Here is a 14,825-nt window from a genome sequence, read left to right as displayed (position 1 = left end):
GCCTTCGACCTGCTCGACACCCCGATACCGCTCACCGCCGCCGCGTAGCCAGAACAACCACCCCACGAAACCAGCCAATCCCCAGGTCACCCCGGGATTCACCTATTTCAGCTGCCGTAACTTCGGTTTAGTCTGTGAGGACGATGCGACGATGCGTTATCTGATGGCGGCCGCGGCGTTGGCCGCTGCGGCCCTGCTGGGCTGGCCGGCGGCCGCCGCGCCGCCCTCTTGTTCCGGCTTGGGCGGCACCATCGAGGACGGGCAGATGTGCCATGTGCACGCCACCGGACCCACCTACATGCTCGACATGACGTTTCCGGCCGACTATCCCGACGAACAGGCGCTGACCGACTACGTCACGCAAAACCGCGACGGGTTCGTCAACGTCGCACAGAGTTCCGGGGGACGCGACCAGCCCTACCAAATGGAAGCCACCACTGAGCAACACACCGCCGGCCAGCCGCCGCACAACACCCGCAGCGTTGTGCTCAAGCTCTTCCAGGATCTGGGCGGCGCTCATCCATCCACCTGGTACAAGGCGTTCAACTACAACCTCGGAACCAGTCAGCCGATCACCTTCGACAATCTGTTCGCGCCCGGCGCCACGCCGCTGGACAGCATTTTCCCAATCGTCCAGCGCGACCTACAGCGTCAAACCGCTTTGGGGGCAGCGATATTGCCCTCGACCGGGCTTGACCCGTCGCACTATCAGAACTTCGCCATCACCGATGACCAGCTGATCTTTTACTTCGCCCCGGGTGACATGCTGCCGGCGTTCGCCGGCCCGCTCCAGGCCCAGGTGCCGCGCAACGCCATCCCGCCGCTGGCGGTCTAGCGCCTAGACGGGGCCGGCAAGCGACTCCATCGCTGCAGCCCCGATCGTCACACCAACCTGCGCCACACAACCGATGATCGGGACGTAAAAAGCCGTTTTGCGCCGCATTAGCAGATATACGGCGACCACGAAGTCGGTAATCAAGACGGCGGCGCCGGCCCAGATCCCCAACGCCATGGCACGGTCGATCCAGGCGGGATCGCCGCATTTCACGGCACCGCACGGGTCGGTGCCCATGACGAGCAGGCCCAGCAGCCCAATGGTCGCCGTGAACAAAAATCCATGGACTATCAGCAGGACAAGGGTCGCTGCGATGTTCGCCGACCCGCCACGTGTGTGGGCGGCCCGCACATCGTGCATCGCAGGGTAATTGTCAGGCACGAAACAAGTATGGTCGGCCGGTCAGGCCGGGCTTCAGGCTGGCGCAAAACCAAAGACCTGACCGTCGCTGGTGGCGGCCACCACCCGGCGATCGTTGCCGACCGCCACCCCGACGGGATACCCGGTGGCTGCCGGAAGCGGATAGCTGTTCAGCGAATGACCGTTGGCCGGATCGAAAAGCAGCACCGACATGCCGGGTGCGCCGTCTGCGGGTGGGCCGCCGGCCACGGTGTAGCCGACGCCGGTTCCGGCCAGGCTCGACGACGACAGTGGGGTGACGTCTTCGCGGCGCCAGACCTGATCGGCGTGGTCACCGGCATCCTTGTAGGCGGCCAGCCGCGTGTCGGGGCCGCCGCCCGACACGATCAGTCCTTGCGGGGTGACCGCGGGCGGCGTCTGTGCCAGGAATCCCAGCGGCACCGACCATTTCGGCTTCCCGTCGGCGGCGTGCAGTGCCCACAGTCGTTGATCACGGCCGTTGACGTAGACGGTCGATCCGTCGGCGGACAACACGGGGCTGGCAATGACACCGGCGCCCACGGCGTCGCTGGTCCACTCGCGGGCGAGCAGCGGGGTTTGCCCCGGGTGATACTTCAGCCCAACCAGCGAAGCGGTCGGCGCGCCCGGCTGCCAGACGCCGAGCACCACCGTCCCGGTGGCGGTCGAGAAGGCCGGCGCGGCCGCGACCGGGCAGGCCTGCCGGGCAGGGGCGCAATCGCCTAACCCGCGCGTCGCGTCGGTGGGGTCGATGCCCTCCACCAGATCCAGCGGGCTGCCGACCACCTCGCCGCGGTGGGCGTCGAAAACCAGCACCTGTCCCAAGTGAGTGGTGACCAGGAGCTGGCCGCGCCCCAGAAACCGGGGCGTGGCAGGCATCCCGATCACCGGCTGCCGCCACCGCGTCCACTGTGTCACCGGAAAGGAGATGAAAGCCCCGGGTTGACCGACGTAGAGGTTGTCGAAGCCGTCGAACAACGGGCCGGCGAACCCGCCGCCCTGGGCCAGCCGAACACACCAGCGCTGCCGGCCGTTGTCGTTGTTCTCCCACTCCATCAGCGAACATCCGCCCGGCGTCTGCGCGTTCAGGGCCAGATAACCGCGGGCGCTCAGCACCGGACCGGCCGCCAAACTGCCCTTGACCGACCGCGTCCACTGCAACGACAGCTTGGTAGCGCCGCTGGTCGTGATGTAGCTGCTGTTGGCGGCGTCGCCGTATTGCGCGGGCCAGCCTTGCGCGGGCGACGCCTCGACCCACGAGTCGGTGTTGCCGCAACCGCCGAGCCCAACCGTGAGCGCGGCCGCCAGCGCCGCAGCCGACCAACGCCGAAGCCCACGCGGGAGATGTCGGGCAAGCACCTGGGTTTCCCAAATCCTTCCGCAGCGCGTTCGGCACCGGCAGCGATCGAGTACACGTGAGGGTAACCCGTGGCGGCTCGGATAGGCTTTTTGCCCATGACGAGCATGTGGAATGCTCCGCTACATCGCCGCTGGCGAGGCTCGATGCTGCGGGACCCACGCCAGGCCAAGTTCCTCACGTTGGCCTCGCTGAAATGGGTGCTGGCGAACCGTGCCTATACGCCGTGGTACTTGGTGCGCTACTGGCGGCTGCTGAAGTTCAAGCTGGCCAACCCGCACATCATCACCCGCGGCATGGTGTTTCTGGGTAAGGGTGTGGAGATCCACGCGACACCCGAACTGGCGCAGATGGAGATCGGCCGCTGGGTGCACATCGGGGACAAGAACACGATCCGCGCGCACGAGGGCTCGCTGCGGTTCGGCGACAAGGTGGTGCTCGGCCGCGACAACGTCATCAACACCTATCTCGACATCGAGCTCGGGGATTCGGTGCTGCTGGCCGACTGGTGCTATGTCTGCGATTTCGACCACCGCATGGACGACATCAACCTCCCGATCAAGGATCAGGGCATCCTCAAGGCCCCGGTGCGGATCGGGCCGGACACCTGGGTGGGTGTGAAGGCGACGGTACTGCGGGGCACGTCCATCGGACGCGGCTGCGTGCTGGGGTCGCACGCCGTGGTTCGCGGCGTGATCCCCGACTACTCGATCGCGGTCGGCGCACCGGCCAAGGTGGTCAAGAACCGGCAGCTGTCCTGGGAGAGCTCGGCCGCGCAGCGCGCTGAGCTGGCCGCCGCCTTGGCCGATATCGAACGCAAAAAGGCGGCCCGCTAGCGGCCATCACTCGGGGTGGTCGTCGACCTTGAAGTCGAAGTTGACGTCGCCGGCGTCGACGTTGGTGACGGTCACCGATATGCCGTACTTCTGTCCCGCGTCGGTGAGTTGACACCGTAGCGTCGCGCCCTCGACGCCCTTCAAGTTATCCGGGCAGGTCACCGAATCGGGCTTGCTGCCCACCTGCTGAGTCAGCTTGTCGCTGATTACGCTGGCGACCTGGTTCTTGTCGACGGTCTCCACCATGTCGAACTTGACGTCGTTACCGTTCACGCTGGTCACGGTTACGTTGACGTTGAAGGTTTGATTCTTGACCTTCATCTCGCAGTTCAGCTGCGACCCGACCTTTGCCGGTAGTTCACCCGGGCATGTCACCGAATCGGGCTTGTTCCCGGCGGCGTCGGTCAGTTTGGAGGTGATCTGGCTGGCGATGTCACTCTTGCTCACCGCGTGCGATGAGCCCGCTCCGATCGAACACGAACAGGCGCCGACGCTCGCCATCAGCCCCGCAGCAGCGCCTGAAACCAGTAACGTTCGGACGATCGAGTGAGCCATAGCGCCTCCCGGGCGAGTTGACAACTGTGAATCGGCTGATAATTGCATGTCAATCAGCTTCGGGTGAAGAAATCGCCGAACATTTGCCGAAAGAGATGTTGTGCTACCGAGTTGCTCAGATGTTCTGGTAGCGGCGCAGCGCTTCTGCGCGCTCGGCACCGTGGTCGACGATCGGCGCCGGGTACCCTTGCGGCCGTTGGCCGTTGCGCAGGTGCACGTCGTCGACCGCGCGCAACTCGGGAACCCAGTGGCGGATGTAATCACCCGAGGGATCGAACTTCTCGCCCTGCGTGGCGGGGTTGAACACCCGGAAGTACGGTGCGGCGTCGGTGCCGCATCCCGCGCACCATTGCCATCCGTGCTGATTGTTGGCCATGTCGCCGTCGACGAGTTGATCCAGGAACCATTCGGCGCCCCACTGCCACGGCAGGTGAAGGTCCTTGACCAGAAAGGATGCAACGATCATCCGCACCCGGTTGTGCATGAAGCCGGTCTCGCGCAGCTGACGCATTCCGGCGTCGACGAAAGGGAACCCGGTCTGGCCGGCTTTCCAGACTTCGAAGCGACGTTTGGCTTCGGCGCCCGTATCGGTTTGGATGGCGTCGAAATCTGAGTTCCAGTTGCGCCAGGAATTGGCGGGCCAATGATGCAGCACGTTGGCGTAAAAGTCCCGAAATGCCAACTCGCGCAGATACGCCTGTGCCCCGGTGCTGCGTAAGTCGAGGTCGGCGACCATGGTGCGGGGATGGATGGTGCCGAACTTCAGGTGCGCCGACATCCGGCTGGTGCCCGTCAGGTCGGGCCGGTTACGGTTCTCGGCGTAGCGTTTTAATCCATTGTCCACGAACGACTTCCATTGCTTTCGCGCCGCCGCCTCACCAACGGCGACGTCGAGTGCGGGGCCGGGATCCGGGATCTCGCACTGTTTGGTCCGCAGCTGCGCCGGATCGAGCCAGCGCGCGGACTTGGCGTTCGATTTCGCGGGTGCCCGCCAGCCGACGTCGCGCCACTGGCGCAGAAACGGTGTGAAGACTCGGTAGGGGGAGCCGTCCTTCTTGGCGACGCGTCCGGGTGAGACCAGGTACGGCGACCCCGTCGCCACCAGTGGCACGGAATCCAGTGCCGCGCGCACCCGTTCGTCGCGGCGCTTTCCGAACGGCGCGAAGTCCTGCGAGATGTGCACCGATGAAGCGCCGATTTCCTTGGCAATGCCCGGAATCTGCTTCTCGGGCTGCCCGCGGGTCACGAGTAACCGGCCGTCCAGCGCGTCTCGCAGTTGCCGCAGTGCGTCACCCAGGAATTGCAGCCGGCGCCGGCCCGACGATGCCTCTAGCCGCGGATCGAGCACAAAGCAGGCGAGCACTTCTTGGTTGTCGGCCGCAGCGGTCAGTGCCGGATGGTCGCCCAGCCGCAAGTCGCGACGAAACCATAATATTGCCGGCATGATTCGATGCTCCCCTCAGCGGTTGAGCCGCCAGACATGGGTGGCCAGCGCGGTGGCGAAGGCGCACCACACAGGGTAGGGCGACAGCGCCAGACCGGCTCGCCCGTCGGCCTGCGCGGCCCGGCGGGCAAGATCGGCGCTGCTGGCCGTCAGGACCGCGGCACCCAGCGCGGACGCTCCGAGCTTGTGGTACCGGAAGAAGAGCCAACTCCATCCCGCGTTGAGCAGCAGGTTGACGCTCAGCGCCGCGGCGTAGCGGCGCGCTTTGTCGTGTTGTCCCGCCGCGTGAAACCGATCGATGGCAACGGCGGACGTGGCTGCGATGTCGCCGTAGAGCGTGGTCCACACCACGGGAAAGGCGATGCTGGGCGGCTGGTACGGGGGCTTGCGGAGCCGCGAGTACCACGCCGGGACACTTCTTGCGCTGGCGATGCTTCCGGTGGTGGCGGCTGCGGCGACCGCGGCGGTTGTCGCTGCGAGTATTGACCTGTTCACGGCATGCTCCGTTCTCGTTGGGCCGAATCAGTTTTTTCGTCAACAGCTTTGGCGTGGGTGGGGTCGGTGGGCCACCAGATGCGGTCACCGATGACTGCGAACAGCGCGGGGATGACCAGGGTGCGGACGATGAAGGTGTCGAGCAGGATTCCCAGGCCGACGATGATGCCCAGTTGGGTCAGCACGATCAGGGGCAATACCCCCAGTACGCCGAAGACCGCCGCCAACACGATTCCCGCGCTGGTGATTACGCCGCCGGTGGCCGAGACCGCGCGGACCATGCCGTCACGAGCGCCGTGGTGCGCGGCCTCCTCGCGGGCGCGGGTGACCAAGAAGATGGTGTAGTCCACCCCGAGGGCGGCCAAGAACAGGAAGGCGAACAACGGGGTGCTGTTGTCCAGCGCCGGAAACCCGAAGACGTGCATGCTCGCCCAGCCACCGATGCCCAGTGCGGCCACCGCGCCGAGAATCGTTGCGGCGAGCAGGGTCGGCGGCGCGAGCGCCGATCGCAGCAGCGCATACAGGACGGCGAGGATCACAGCCAGGATCGCCGGGATCAGCACCAGCCGATCATGCGTGGCGGCGTCGCGGACGTCAAGCGCCTGTGCGTCGGCGCCGCCAACCAGCGCACCGGGGGCGACGGCTTTGGTTGACGTTCGCAGCGCCGCAACAGTTTTGAACGCGCGATCGGATGACGGTGGGGCGTCGATCACGACAGACCACTTCGTCAACCTCGATATCGACTGGCCGGACTCGGATACTGAGACGACGCCGGGGGTAGAGCCGATCGCCTGCTGGACTTGCGACGCCTGGGCGGTCGGGGCGACCACCAGCGTGGGATTGGCCAGGCCGGCCGGAAAATGCGCGGCCGCGATGTCATAGCCCGACACCGAATCCGCCTGGACCCGGAACTGCTCGGTCTGCGACAAGCCGATTCGAGTTCCCAGCAGGCCCGTGGCAAGGGCGGCCAGAACCGCGATCGCGACCGCCGCGACCACTGCGGGACGCCGGCCCACCCATTCGGCAACCCGGTGCCAGGGCCCGGAGTTGAGAGCGTCGCCGTCCCGACATGCGTCGGGCCGTGGAATGAAGGGCCAAAACAATCGGCGCCCGCACAACGCCAGTAGCGGCGGCAGCACAACCAGAACCGACACCGCGGCGACGAGGAGGCCGCACGCCGCCAGGGCGCCCAGACTGCGGGTGCTCGGCGTCGAGGCGAACAGCAGGGTGAGCAACGCCAGCACGACGGTGGCGTTGCTGGCGACGATGGCCGGCCCGGCCATCCGCACTGCCCGGCGCAGGGCCTTGCGATGTTGCTGATGGTGCCAAAGTTCTTGCCGATAGCGGGAAATCAGCAGCAGCGCGTAATTGGTGCCCGCGCCGAACACCAGCACGCTGGTGATCCCGGAGGTGGCTCCGTCGAAGCTCAGCCCGGTAAGCGACGCGACGGCGGTGCCCACCGCCGTGGCGACCCGATCGGCGAATCCGATTACCAGCAGCGGCATCAGCCACAGCACCGGCGAGCGGTAGGTGGCGATCAGCAACAGCGCCACCACCGACGCCGTCACCGCCAGCAAGGTGACGTTGGCGTCGGTAAACGCGTTCGCGATGTCGGCGCCGAAAGCCGGCCCTCCGGTGACATGGGCCTGCAGGCCCGCGGGCAAGCCGTTGTTGGCGGCGCTGCGCAGAGCGGCGACCGCGTCGTTGAGGGCCAGGCCCGACAGGTCGGCGCTGACGGGAACCACCCCGATGGCCGCTTTGCCGTCGGCCGAGACCATCGCCGGTGCCGTGTCGGCGGGCCCGAAGTGATGGGTGACTGTCTGCATCCGGTCGCCCGCCGCTTGGGCGGCGGTGACATCCGCGGAGTCCAGCACCGCGCCATCAGCGCGGCTGACCACCACAATCAAGGGAACGCGGTCGCCCCCGGGGAATTGAGCGGCCAGGGCGTCGACCTTGGCGGAATCCGAGCCGACGGGGACCGAAAGCGGCGCCTGGCCTGCCGCTGTGTTCCCGCCGATGAGCACCATGAAGCCAATGCCCAGTACGACCGTGCCCAATCCGAGCAGCCACGAACGTCGGCTCGTTACGGCGGCAGCCAGACCGTCCCAAATCACAACGCAATTATTTCAGTCACTTAAACATTAATCAAATTAACAATCTGCGGGAAGCGCGGTATGCTGAGATTCTGATGAACCCGGATCGGGGCGCCACCGAACGTGTGGGGCTAGAAGCGCTGATCGCGGCCGACGCGCGCGCCCTCACCGCCGAATCCGACGAGGTAGGCCGCGTCTTCGCCACGGTGCATCAGGTGCGCCCCAGCGATTTTCGTGCTTTGCTACACATCCTGGTGGCCGAGAGTGCGGGTACGCCCCTGACGTCGGGGGAGCTACGACACAAGATGGGCCTGTCCGCTGCGGCGATCACCTACCTCGTCGAGCGCATGATCAACTCCGGCCACATCCTGCGCGACTCCGACCCGGCCGACCGGCGCAAGGTCATCTTGCGCTACTCGGATCCCGGTCTGGCCACTGCCCGCTCGTTCTTCAACCCACTGGGGATGCACACGCGCGCGGCGCTCGATGACCTACCTGACGCGGACTTGGCCGCGGCGCACCGGGTCTTCGCCGCGCTTATTGCCGCAATGCGCCACTTCCAGGGCGAATTGGGCTCACCCAGGCCCTAGTGCGCTGGCGTTACGGTGTCGCCACGTGTCTTGGCGACCGGTCCGATTCGCGACTAAAGGTTCGATGGTGCCATCTTGCCAGCGATTCCGGCGTCCACCAGTTCAGGCCGCCGAGCACGCGCATGAAGGCTGGCACCAGCAGCATCCGCACGATTGTGGCATCTACTAAGACGGCAATGGTCAGCCCTAATCCGAACATGCGCATGAAGGACACCCCGGCGGAAATCAGAGCGGCGAACGAGATCGACATCAGCAGCGCTGCGGCAGTTATCACCCTGCCCGTGCGGGCAAGACCCCGTGCGATGCTTTCGTCGTTGTCCGCACGTGTTCGGGGCGAGTCGAGCCAGTATTCGCGGATCCGGGAGAGCAGAAAGACTTCATAATCCATCGATAATCCGAATGCGATGCAAAACATCAGCACCGGGACATTCACTGCCAGCGTGCCGGTTGATGTGGTTCCCGCCGCGCCCAGGTGCCCGTCTTGAAAGATCCACACCAGAGCGCCGAACGCGGCGGTCAGCGACAGCACATTGAGCAGTACTGCCTTGAGCGGAAGTATCACGCTGCCGGTAAGGAGGAAGAGCAGCACCAGCGTGACTACCGCAATGAAACCGAACACGAATGGCAACCGCGACGTAATGCCGTTCACGCAATCACGATTCGTTTGCGCCATCCCGGTGATCTGTACCGGTTGGTGTCGGGGCGGCGCGATCGCGTGTAAGCAGGCCAATTGGACCTCAGACGCTTCTGTGTAGAGGGGGGCGGTGCTGTCCACGGTCAGGTATGCGCTTCCTGCTGCCATTCCGGTCGGAGCCGATGGTGGCCCCCTGAACTCACCGGCAACGAAGGTGCCGGTCGGCGAGGACACCGCCGCGACATCGGCAACAAGGGACAACTGCATGGCGTAGTTGTCCAGGTCCGTGGTTGTGAGGCCGCCTGTTTCGGGAAGGACGATCTTCACACGGGTCTCAGAAGCCGTGCGGAATTCGCTGCGGATTCGGTCGCTGACGACCCGTGCCGGCGATGATGTCGGCAGAACCCGGTCGTCGGGATAGCCCCATCTGACACCGAGGAACGGTGCGCCTAGCGCAAGCAGGAAAGCCGTGAGCGCCAAGCCAACCGGGATCGCCTGACGCATAACCAGTTTAGCTGTCCGGTACCAGAAGCTCTGTTCTACGGTCCGCCGTGGTGGTGCGGGGCGGCGGAAGACTCGACGACCCAGTTGCAAAACGTTGAGTGCGTCGAGCCGGTCGCCGATTAACGCAATCGCGGCCGGCGCCACTACCACCGCCGCTAAGGCGGCGAACGCCACCACTGCTGTCCCGGCGTAGGCGAAGGACTTGAGGAAGTACATCGGGAATAGCGCCGTCGCGACCAGCGCCAGGGCCACTGTAATCGACGAAAACAGCACGGTGCGGCCCGCGGTGGTCACGGTTTTCAGCAAAGCCTCGTCGCGGCTCGTCCCATCGGCCAGTTCGTCGCGGTACCGACTGATGATCAGCAACGTGTAGTCGATGGCCAAGGCGAACCCCAATGCCACCGTCACGTTGAGAGCAAAGATCGACACGTTGGTGACCAATGCGATCGCGCGCAACACCGCGAGTGAACCCAGGATCGCCAATCCGCCCACGGCCATGGGCAGTGCCGCTGCCAGCAACCCGCCGAAAACCCACACCAGCGCGATGAAACTCAGGGGTATCGCGATAATTTCCATTCGCAGCAGGTCTCTCTCGGTCTGCTGGTTGATCTGTTCATAGACCGTGGCCGAGCCGCCCGCTTGCACCGTGACCCCGTGGCGGTCACGCGCGAACCGCTCCGCCAGTGTCCGGGCATGCTTGGGTGCGCTGTTTTCGTCGCCTTTGAGTGCGACGAGAATCATCGCGGTCTTTCCGTCGGCACTGAGCAGGCCCGGGGCTGGTTGCGCGTCCCAGGGTGATGTCACCTGCGACACGAATGGAGATTGGGAAAGCTGTTGGGCGATGTCGGTGCCGGCGGCTCGTGCGGGCCCGTCTTCGGCGCCGCTCGCCGAGCTCACCAGCAGCACTAATTCCATGTCGCCCTGATTGAACTTTTTAGCGAGCGTCGCAGCGGCGCGGGCCGATTCGGATGTCGGGTCCAGAAATCCGCCGGCGGACAGACTCTTCGCAGCGGGTATGCCGAAAACGGCAGTGGCAATCATGAAGAGCACCGTGATCCCGATAATCCGTCGTGGCACCGCGACGGAGAGTCGGGCCATTCGCGCTAACATTAGCCGCCCTGTGGGGTGTTCTGCGGTCGGTTGTGACGGCCCGCGACGTTCGATCCAGAGATTACGTTAAAAATCTTAAACATTCAAGTACTTAACTAAATGTGCGTTTTCCGGTAGGCTCGCTTCCGGTGGACCGCGACAGGGTCGACAGCGCCGACCGAGGCCGCGAGGTGTTCTGGATTCCTTGTTGCCGACCCGGCTGCCACCTAACGAAGGATCGATAAGGAACGAGGTGGCTCCACATTTGGCTGTTGAATCGCCGTCGTAGGATCGATGTGCTATGACGGCTGACCGTGGGGAGATGACCACCCGCAAGCGCCGCCACATCGACGTGTGCCTCGACGGCGATGTGGGCTATCGGGGCGTCACGACGGGCTTGGAACGCTACGCCCTGCCATATAACGCCCTGACCCAGACCAACCTGGACGACATCGACCTTGCCGCCGACTTTCTCGGCGCCCGGTTGCGGGCGCCGATTCTGATCGGCGCCATGACCGGTGGGGCGAAGCTGTCGGGCACCATCAATCGGAATCTGGCCGCCGCCGCACAACAGCTCGGCATCGGAATGATGCTGGGCTCACAGCGCGTCATGCTCGACAGCGTCCTGGGGGAGCAGGCCGCCGCCAGCTTCACCGTGCGCGACGTGGCGCCCGACGTGCTGTTGTTCGGCAACATCGGCCTGTCTCAGCTGACCAAGGACGCGGTACCCGATATCGTCCAAGCGCTCGACCGGGTGGGAGCGAATGTGCTTGCGGTGCATACCAATCCGCTTCAGGAGGCCATCCAGCACAATGGCGACACCGAGTTCGCGGGATCGCTGGACCGACTGCATGACCTGACCGAAATGCTGGGCTACCCGGTGCTGCTGAAGGAGGTCGGCCACGGGATCGGCGCCACGGCGGTCGCCGAATTGCTGCGGTTGTCCGGTGAGCCGCCGGTGGCGGCTATCGACGTGGCGGGCGCCGGCGGCACGTCGTGGTCGCGCGTCGAGCAATTGGTCCGCTATGGCGAACTGCGCTACCCCGACCTCGCCGACTGGGGCATACCCACCGCACAAGCGATAGGGGAGGTCCGGGCGGCGCTGCCGGACATCCCGTTGGTCGCCTCCGGCGGGATTCGAACCGGCATGGACGCGGCCAAAGCGCTGGCCTTGGGTGCCGACGTGGTGGCCGTTGCGCGGCCGCTGTTGCCCGCGGCGATCGAGTCTGCAATTGCGGCGACGGCTTGGCTGCAGCGATTCATCGACGAGATTCGCATCTGTCTGCACGGGTGCGGTGCGGTCGACCTGCGCGCCCTGCGCGACGTTGGCGTCACGGCCATTTCGTAGGGCGAGGGCGCATGGCAGTGATTCTGGCTTACGGGTCGCCCGCGCTGGGTCATTTGTATCCCCTAGGCGCACTGCTGCGGGAATTGGGCGAGCGCGGCCACCGGATTCACTTGCGCACCTTGGCCAGCGAAGTCTCCACCATGCGCGGGATCGGCATCAACACCGAGGCAGTTGACCCACGGATCGAGGCCATCGTCGGTAGGGATTGGCTGGAGCGCAACGCCTTAGGCGTTCTCACGACAACGATGGACGTGCTGTGCCGGCGAGCGGTGATCGAAGTCGACGATCTGCGGCGCGCCATGGCACAAGTGCGGCCCGATGCGGTCATCGTCGATGCCAACTGTTGGGGAGCCTTATCGATGGCTGAGGCGAGTGACGTTCCTTGGGCGGTCTTTTCACCGTTCACGCCCTACTTGCGATCTCGCGCGGCGCCGCCATTCGGTCCCGGTCTGCGTCCGCTGCCCGGTCCGGTCGGGAGGGTTCGCGATGCGTCGATGCGCCCGTTTGTCAGCTGTCTCTTCGATCGCCGGATAGTGCCCCGGGTCAACGCCCTCCGCGCGAGACTGGGTGCGCCGATGGTCAAGTCGGTCGATGGGCTCATGCGCCGCGCCCAGCTGCTGTTGGCGGTCGGCGGAGAGCCGTTCGAATACCCGCATCCCGATTGGGTTGACGTGCATTTCCTTGGTGCGTGTGAATTCGAGCCGACCTCTGCCACCGTCCCGGACTGGCTGGCCGTCATCGACCGACCCATCGTGCTGGTCAGCACATCCTCCATTGCGCAGGCCGATGCCAAGCTGGGCCATATCGCCCTGCAAGCGTTGGCCGATGAGCCGGTCCACGTCGTCGCGACGTTTCCGGCGGGTGTGCCACGCGGGCTGCCGCCGATACCCAACGCCACGGCGTGCCGATTCGTGAGCCATCGTGCGGTTCTTGACCGTGCGATCTGTGCCATCACCCACGGCGGCATGGGCACCACCGTGAAGGCCCTCAGCCGAGGTGTCCCCGTCTGCGCGGTGCCCTTCGCTCGCGATCAAGCCGAAGTCGCGCGCCGCGTGCAGGTGGCCCGCTGCGGCACCCGTCTGCCGGCGAAGAGGCTGACCGCGGCGCGGCTTCGGGCCGCCGTGCGCGAGGCCACCACGATGGCCGATGGTGCACGGCGGGTGGCCGCCGGGTTCGGCGCGACGGGTGGTGTGGCGCGGGGTGCGGACCTGATTGAGCAGCGCTTGCTGGGAAGTTCTACCGCGGGGTTTCTTGGCGCCGAGGCGCTGTGACGCCTGGCCCGAGGTGCCCTGACGGTTTGGGGGGCTGGTCGGCGAGATCGTCCTCAAACGTGGACATTGCGGCGATCATCGCCGTGAAAACCCGGTGAGCGGCAAGGAGGTCCCGATCGCTCAAATCCGCCATGGCCTTGCTCAGGTGAATACCGAGGGGCCTGAAGAAAGCGTGCGCCAACGTCATGCCGCTCTCCTCGTAGCGCAACAGCCACTTTCGCCGGTCCTCGGGGTCGGGTTCGCGGCGGATATGGCCCGCGTCGATCATCCGGTCTACGAGATAGGTGATCGCCGGGGGCGAGACGTCCATGCGCTGTCGCAGTTGGGCCAAGGTCAACGGCGTTCCCGCGGTTTCGCTGACCATGATGTGCAGGAGGGCGTGGAAATCGCTGCTGCCGACCTCGTTCGTGCGCGCGAAGTGGCGGCCTATGCGATCAGATTGCGCTGTGATCGCTCGCATGTCGGCCGACAACTTCCTCTCCAGCTCAGCTCGGCTGGGCGGTGGATCGTGTGCGCGGCGCTTGGTCACTTACTCGCATCCTTCATCAGACCCACCAGCGTATCCGCGCGCATATCGGGGACCTGGCCCGACCTGCCGCGCGTCAGAGCCGAACCTACCCGACCGGTCGGATTTACGTTGTCACTCCGAGTCGGATCGTGCCCTTGGTTCATCAACGAGTACCGCCATGCGCTGTGTCTCACAGCGCTCGGGTCGGGTAATGGCGACGACGCGCCGGCGTGGCCGGTGGATGCCCCGCTTCCTCGCTTGTGTCCCACCTTTTGCGATTGTTCTGTCGGCGAGCTACTTCTCGAGCTCGCGGGCCGTCATGTTGACGATCAGCATGAACTGCTTCCAGTTGGTGTATGCCTCGGAGGCCATTGGTTATTCAGGCTTATTCAGTCGTGATGACGTCGCAGGGCGCTCGGCTTGTGAATGGCGTCGGCGCCGGTCTTATCGCTGCGGACCTGGTACTGCGGCTCATCCTTCGACGCCCGGACGGTGCGCACGGCCGCCTCGGTGTCCGACGTGATCTCGCGGTCTACGGTTCCCGTGACGGTGGTGCCGTGGCTTCGCCATTCGACCTTGTCGCCATTCCGGAACTTTTTGTCGGCCAACTCTCTCCGCCCTCCTGATCGAGGCTGCCCCGGACGCGGGTTCTCGAGTCGGGTACCCGCGAGCCGCCCGCTAAACACGTCGGGCGTTGAAATGTTTTCTCGCCAGGGAAATCCACGATATGGCGGCCGCGGTGAAGGCAAGGACCTGCGCGATACCGGTTCGGCCCGGCGGATAGAGGACACCCGCGACGTACCGGTCGACGAAGCCGGTGCTCGGCAGTGGCTTCATTCCAGCTCGCGCGCGCGCCCAGTCTTCCACCGACGTCAGCGGACACGGCAA

General features: G+C 65.4%; 15 protein-coding genes. 5 read left to right on the top strand and 10 right to left on the bottom strand.

Going from position 1 to position 14,825, the window contains the following annotated elements; translation table 11 throughout:
* Nucleotides 1-151 precede the first annotated feature (151 nt).
* Nucleotides 152-835, top strand: a complete 684-nt coding sequence (locus ACLP4W_RS16935; protein WP_442387841.1) for an esterase — start codon at nucleotides 152-154, stop codon at nucleotides 833-835.
* Nucleotides 836-838: 3 nt separating this feature from the next.
* Here the strand turns inward: ACLP4W_RS16935 and ACLP4W_RS16930 are convergent, their stop codons facing one another.
* Both ACLP4W_RS16930 and ACLP4W_RS16925 read right to left on the bottom strand, forming a co-directional pair.
* Nucleotides 839-1,195 (bottom strand): hypothetical protein, encoded by a 357-nt coding sequence (locus ACLP4W_RS16930; protein WP_442387843.1) that lies wholly within the window; start codon nucleotides 1,193-1,195, stop codon nucleotides 839-841.
* Nucleotides 1,196-1,249: 54 nt separating this feature from the next.
* Nucleotides 1,250-2,572 (bottom strand): outer membrane protein assembly factor BamB family protein, encoded by a 1,323-nt coding sequence (locus ACLP4W_RS16925; RefSeq protein ID WP_442387839.1) that lies wholly within the window; start codon nucleotides 2,570-2,572, stop codon nucleotides 1,250-1,252.
* 96 nt (nucleotides 2,573-2,668) lie between these two features.
* Here ACLP4W_RS16925 and ACLP4W_RS16920 point away from each other — a divergent pair, with 96 nt between their 5' ends.
* Nucleotides 2,669-3,406, top strand: coding sequence for an acyltransferase (locus ACLP4W_RS16920; protein WP_442387837.1), 738 nt, complete (start codon nucleotides 2,669-2,671; stop codon nucleotides 3,404-3,406).
* A gap of 6 nt (nucleotides 3,407-3,412) precedes the next feature.
* Here the strand turns inward: ACLP4W_RS16920 and ACLP4W_RS16915 are convergent, their stop codons facing one another.
* The 4 genes from ACLP4W_RS16915 to ACLP4W_RS16900 all read right to left on the bottom strand — a co-directional run bounded on the left by ACLP4W_RS16915 (nucleotide 3,413) and on the right by ACLP4W_RS16900 (nucleotide 8,014).
* Nucleotides 3,413-3,961, bottom strand: a complete 549-nt coding sequence (locus ACLP4W_RS16915) for a DUF4333 domain-containing protein (RefSeq protein WP_442387836.1) — start codon at nucleotides 3,959-3,961, stop codon at nucleotides 3,413-3,415.
* A 115-nt stretch (nucleotides 3,962-4,076) separates the two neighbouring features.
* A complete protein-coding gene (locus ACLP4W_RS16910) occupies nucleotides 4,077-5,405 on the bottom strand; it encodes a cryptochrome/photolyase family protein (protein ID WP_442387834.1) in 1,329 nt (442 codons plus the stop codon).
* Nucleotides 5,406-5,420: 15 nt separating this feature from the next.
* Complete coding sequence (locus ACLP4W_RS16905; RefSeq protein WP_442387832.1) at nucleotides 5,421-5,900, bottom strand: TspO/MBR family protein; 480 nt, start codon at nucleotides 5,898-5,900, stop codon at nucleotides 5,421-5,423.
* Nucleotides 5,897-8,014 (bottom strand): MMPL family transporter, encoded by a 2,118-nt coding sequence (locus ACLP4W_RS16900; RefSeq protein WP_442387830.1) that lies wholly within the window; start codon nucleotides 8,012-8,014, stop codon nucleotides 5,897-5,899. The genes ACLP4W_RS16905 and ACLP4W_RS16900 overlap by 4 nt, the downstream gene beginning before the upstream one ends.
* Before the next feature lie 74 nt (nucleotides 8,015-8,088).
* Between ACLP4W_RS16900 and ACLP4W_RS16895 the strand changes: the two genes are divergently transcribed.
* Nucleotides 8,089-8,583: a MarR family winged helix-turn-helix transcriptional regulator gene (locus tag ACLP4W_RS16895; protein WP_442387828.1), complete on the top strand. Its 495-nt coding sequence runs from the start codon at nucleotides 8,089-8,091 to the stop codon at nucleotides 8,581-8,583.
* 10 nt (nucleotides 8,584-8,593) lie between these two features.
* On the opposite strand, the gene ACLP4W_RS16890 is transcribed toward ACLP4W_RS16895, so the two are convergent.
* Nucleotides 8,594-10,831 carry an MMPL family transporter gene (locus ACLP4W_RS16890; RefSeq protein WP_442387826.1) on the bottom strand — a complete coding sequence of 746 codons (2,238 nt, stop codon included), beginning with the start codon at nucleotides 10,829-10,831 and terminating at the stop codon, nucleotides 8,594-8,596.
* A 280-nt stretch (nucleotides 10,832-11,111) separates the two neighbouring features.
* Here ACLP4W_RS16890 and fni point away from each other — a divergent pair, with 280 nt between their 5' ends.
* Together fni and ACLP4W_RS16880 are read left to right on the top strand one after the other, a co-directional pair.
* Nucleotides 11,112-12,158 (top strand): type 2 isopentenyl-diphosphate Delta-isomerase, encoded by a 1,047-nt coding sequence (gene fni, locus ACLP4W_RS16885; protein WP_442387824.1) that lies wholly within the window; start codon nucleotides 11,112-11,114, stop codon nucleotides 12,156-12,158.
* An 11-nt stretch (nucleotides 12,159-12,169) separates the two neighbouring features.
* Nucleotides 12,170-13,429 (top strand): glycosyltransferase, encoded by a 1,260-nt coding sequence (locus ACLP4W_RS16880; RefSeq protein ID WP_442387822.1) that lies wholly within the window; start codon nucleotides 12,170-12,172, stop codon nucleotides 13,427-13,429.
* Here ACLP4W_RS16880 and ACLP4W_RS16875 read toward each other — a convergent pair.
* The 3 genes from ACLP4W_RS16875 to ACLP4W_RS16865 all read right to left on the bottom strand — a co-directional run.
* Complete coding sequence (locus ACLP4W_RS16875; protein ID WP_442387820.1) at nucleotides 13,395-13,958, bottom strand: MarR family winged helix-turn-helix transcriptional regulator; 564 nt, start codon at nucleotides 13,956-13,958, stop codon at nucleotides 13,395-13,397. The two genes, ACLP4W_RS16880 and ACLP4W_RS16875, sit on opposite strands and share 35 nt — an antisense overlap.
* 368 nt (nucleotides 13,959-14,326) lie before the next feature.
* On the bottom strand, nucleotides 14,327-14,545 hold the full coding sequence (locus ACLP4W_RS16870; RefSeq protein WP_442387818.1) for a DUF2945 domain-containing protein: 219 nt from the start codon (nucleotides 14,543-14,545) through the stop codon (nucleotides 14,327-14,329).
* 70 nt (nucleotides 14,546-14,615) lie between these two features.
* Nucleotides 14,616-14,825 (bottom strand): DUF2784 domain-containing protein (locus ACLP4W_RS16865; protein WP_442387816.1); only part of this gene is annotated, 210 nt, incomplete at its 5' end.

The sequence above is a fragment of the Mycobacterium sp. genome (genome assembly GCF_052145595.1).
In the GTDB taxonomy this organism is placed as follows: Bacteria; Actinomycetota; Actinomycetes; order Mycobacteriales; family Mycobacteriaceae; genus Mycobacterium.
This window is presented reverse-complemented; position numbering and strand designations above follow the sequence as displayed.

What these genes read in the sequence shown, in the direction of transcription:
- ACLP4W_RS16935 (WP_442387841.1), top strand. Translation starts at nt 152, where the DNA reads ATGCGTTATCTGATGGCGGCCGCGGCGTTGGCCGCTGCGGCCCTGCTG.
- ACLP4W_RS16930 (WP_442387843.1), bottom strand. Translation starts at nt 1,195, where the DNA reads ATGCACGATGTGCGGGCCGCCCACACACGTGGCGGGTCGGCGAACATC.
- ACLP4W_RS16920 (WP_442387837.1), top strand. Translation starts at nt 2,669, where the DNA reads ATGACGAGCATGTGGAATGCTCCGCTACATCGCCGCTGGCGAGGCTCG.
- ACLP4W_RS16915 (WP_442387836.1), bottom strand. Translation starts at nt 3,961, where the DNA reads ATGGCTCACTCGATCGTCCGAACGTTACTGGTTTCAGGCGCTGCTGCG.
- ACLP4W_RS16910 (WP_442387834.1), bottom strand. Translation starts at nt 5,405, where the DNA reads ATGCCGGCAATATTATGGTTTCGTCGCGACTTGCGGCTGGGCGACCAT.
- ACLP4W_RS16895 (WP_442387828.1), top strand. Translation starts at nt 8,089, where the DNA reads ATGAACCCGGATCGGGGCGCCACCGAACGTGTGGGGCTAGAAGCGCTG.
- ACLP4W_RS16890 (WP_442387826.1), bottom strand. Translation starts at nt 10,831, where the DNA reads ATGTTAGCGCGAATGGCCCGACTCTCCGTCGCGGTGCCACGACGGATT.
- fni (WP_442387824.1), top strand. Translation starts at nt 11,112, where the DNA reads ATGACGGCTGACCGTGGGGAGATGACCACCCGCAAGCGCCGCCACATC.
- ACLP4W_RS16880 (WP_442387822.1), top strand. Translation starts at nt 12,170, where the DNA reads ATGGCAGTGATTCTGGCTTACGGGTCGCCCGCGCTGGGTCATTTGTAT.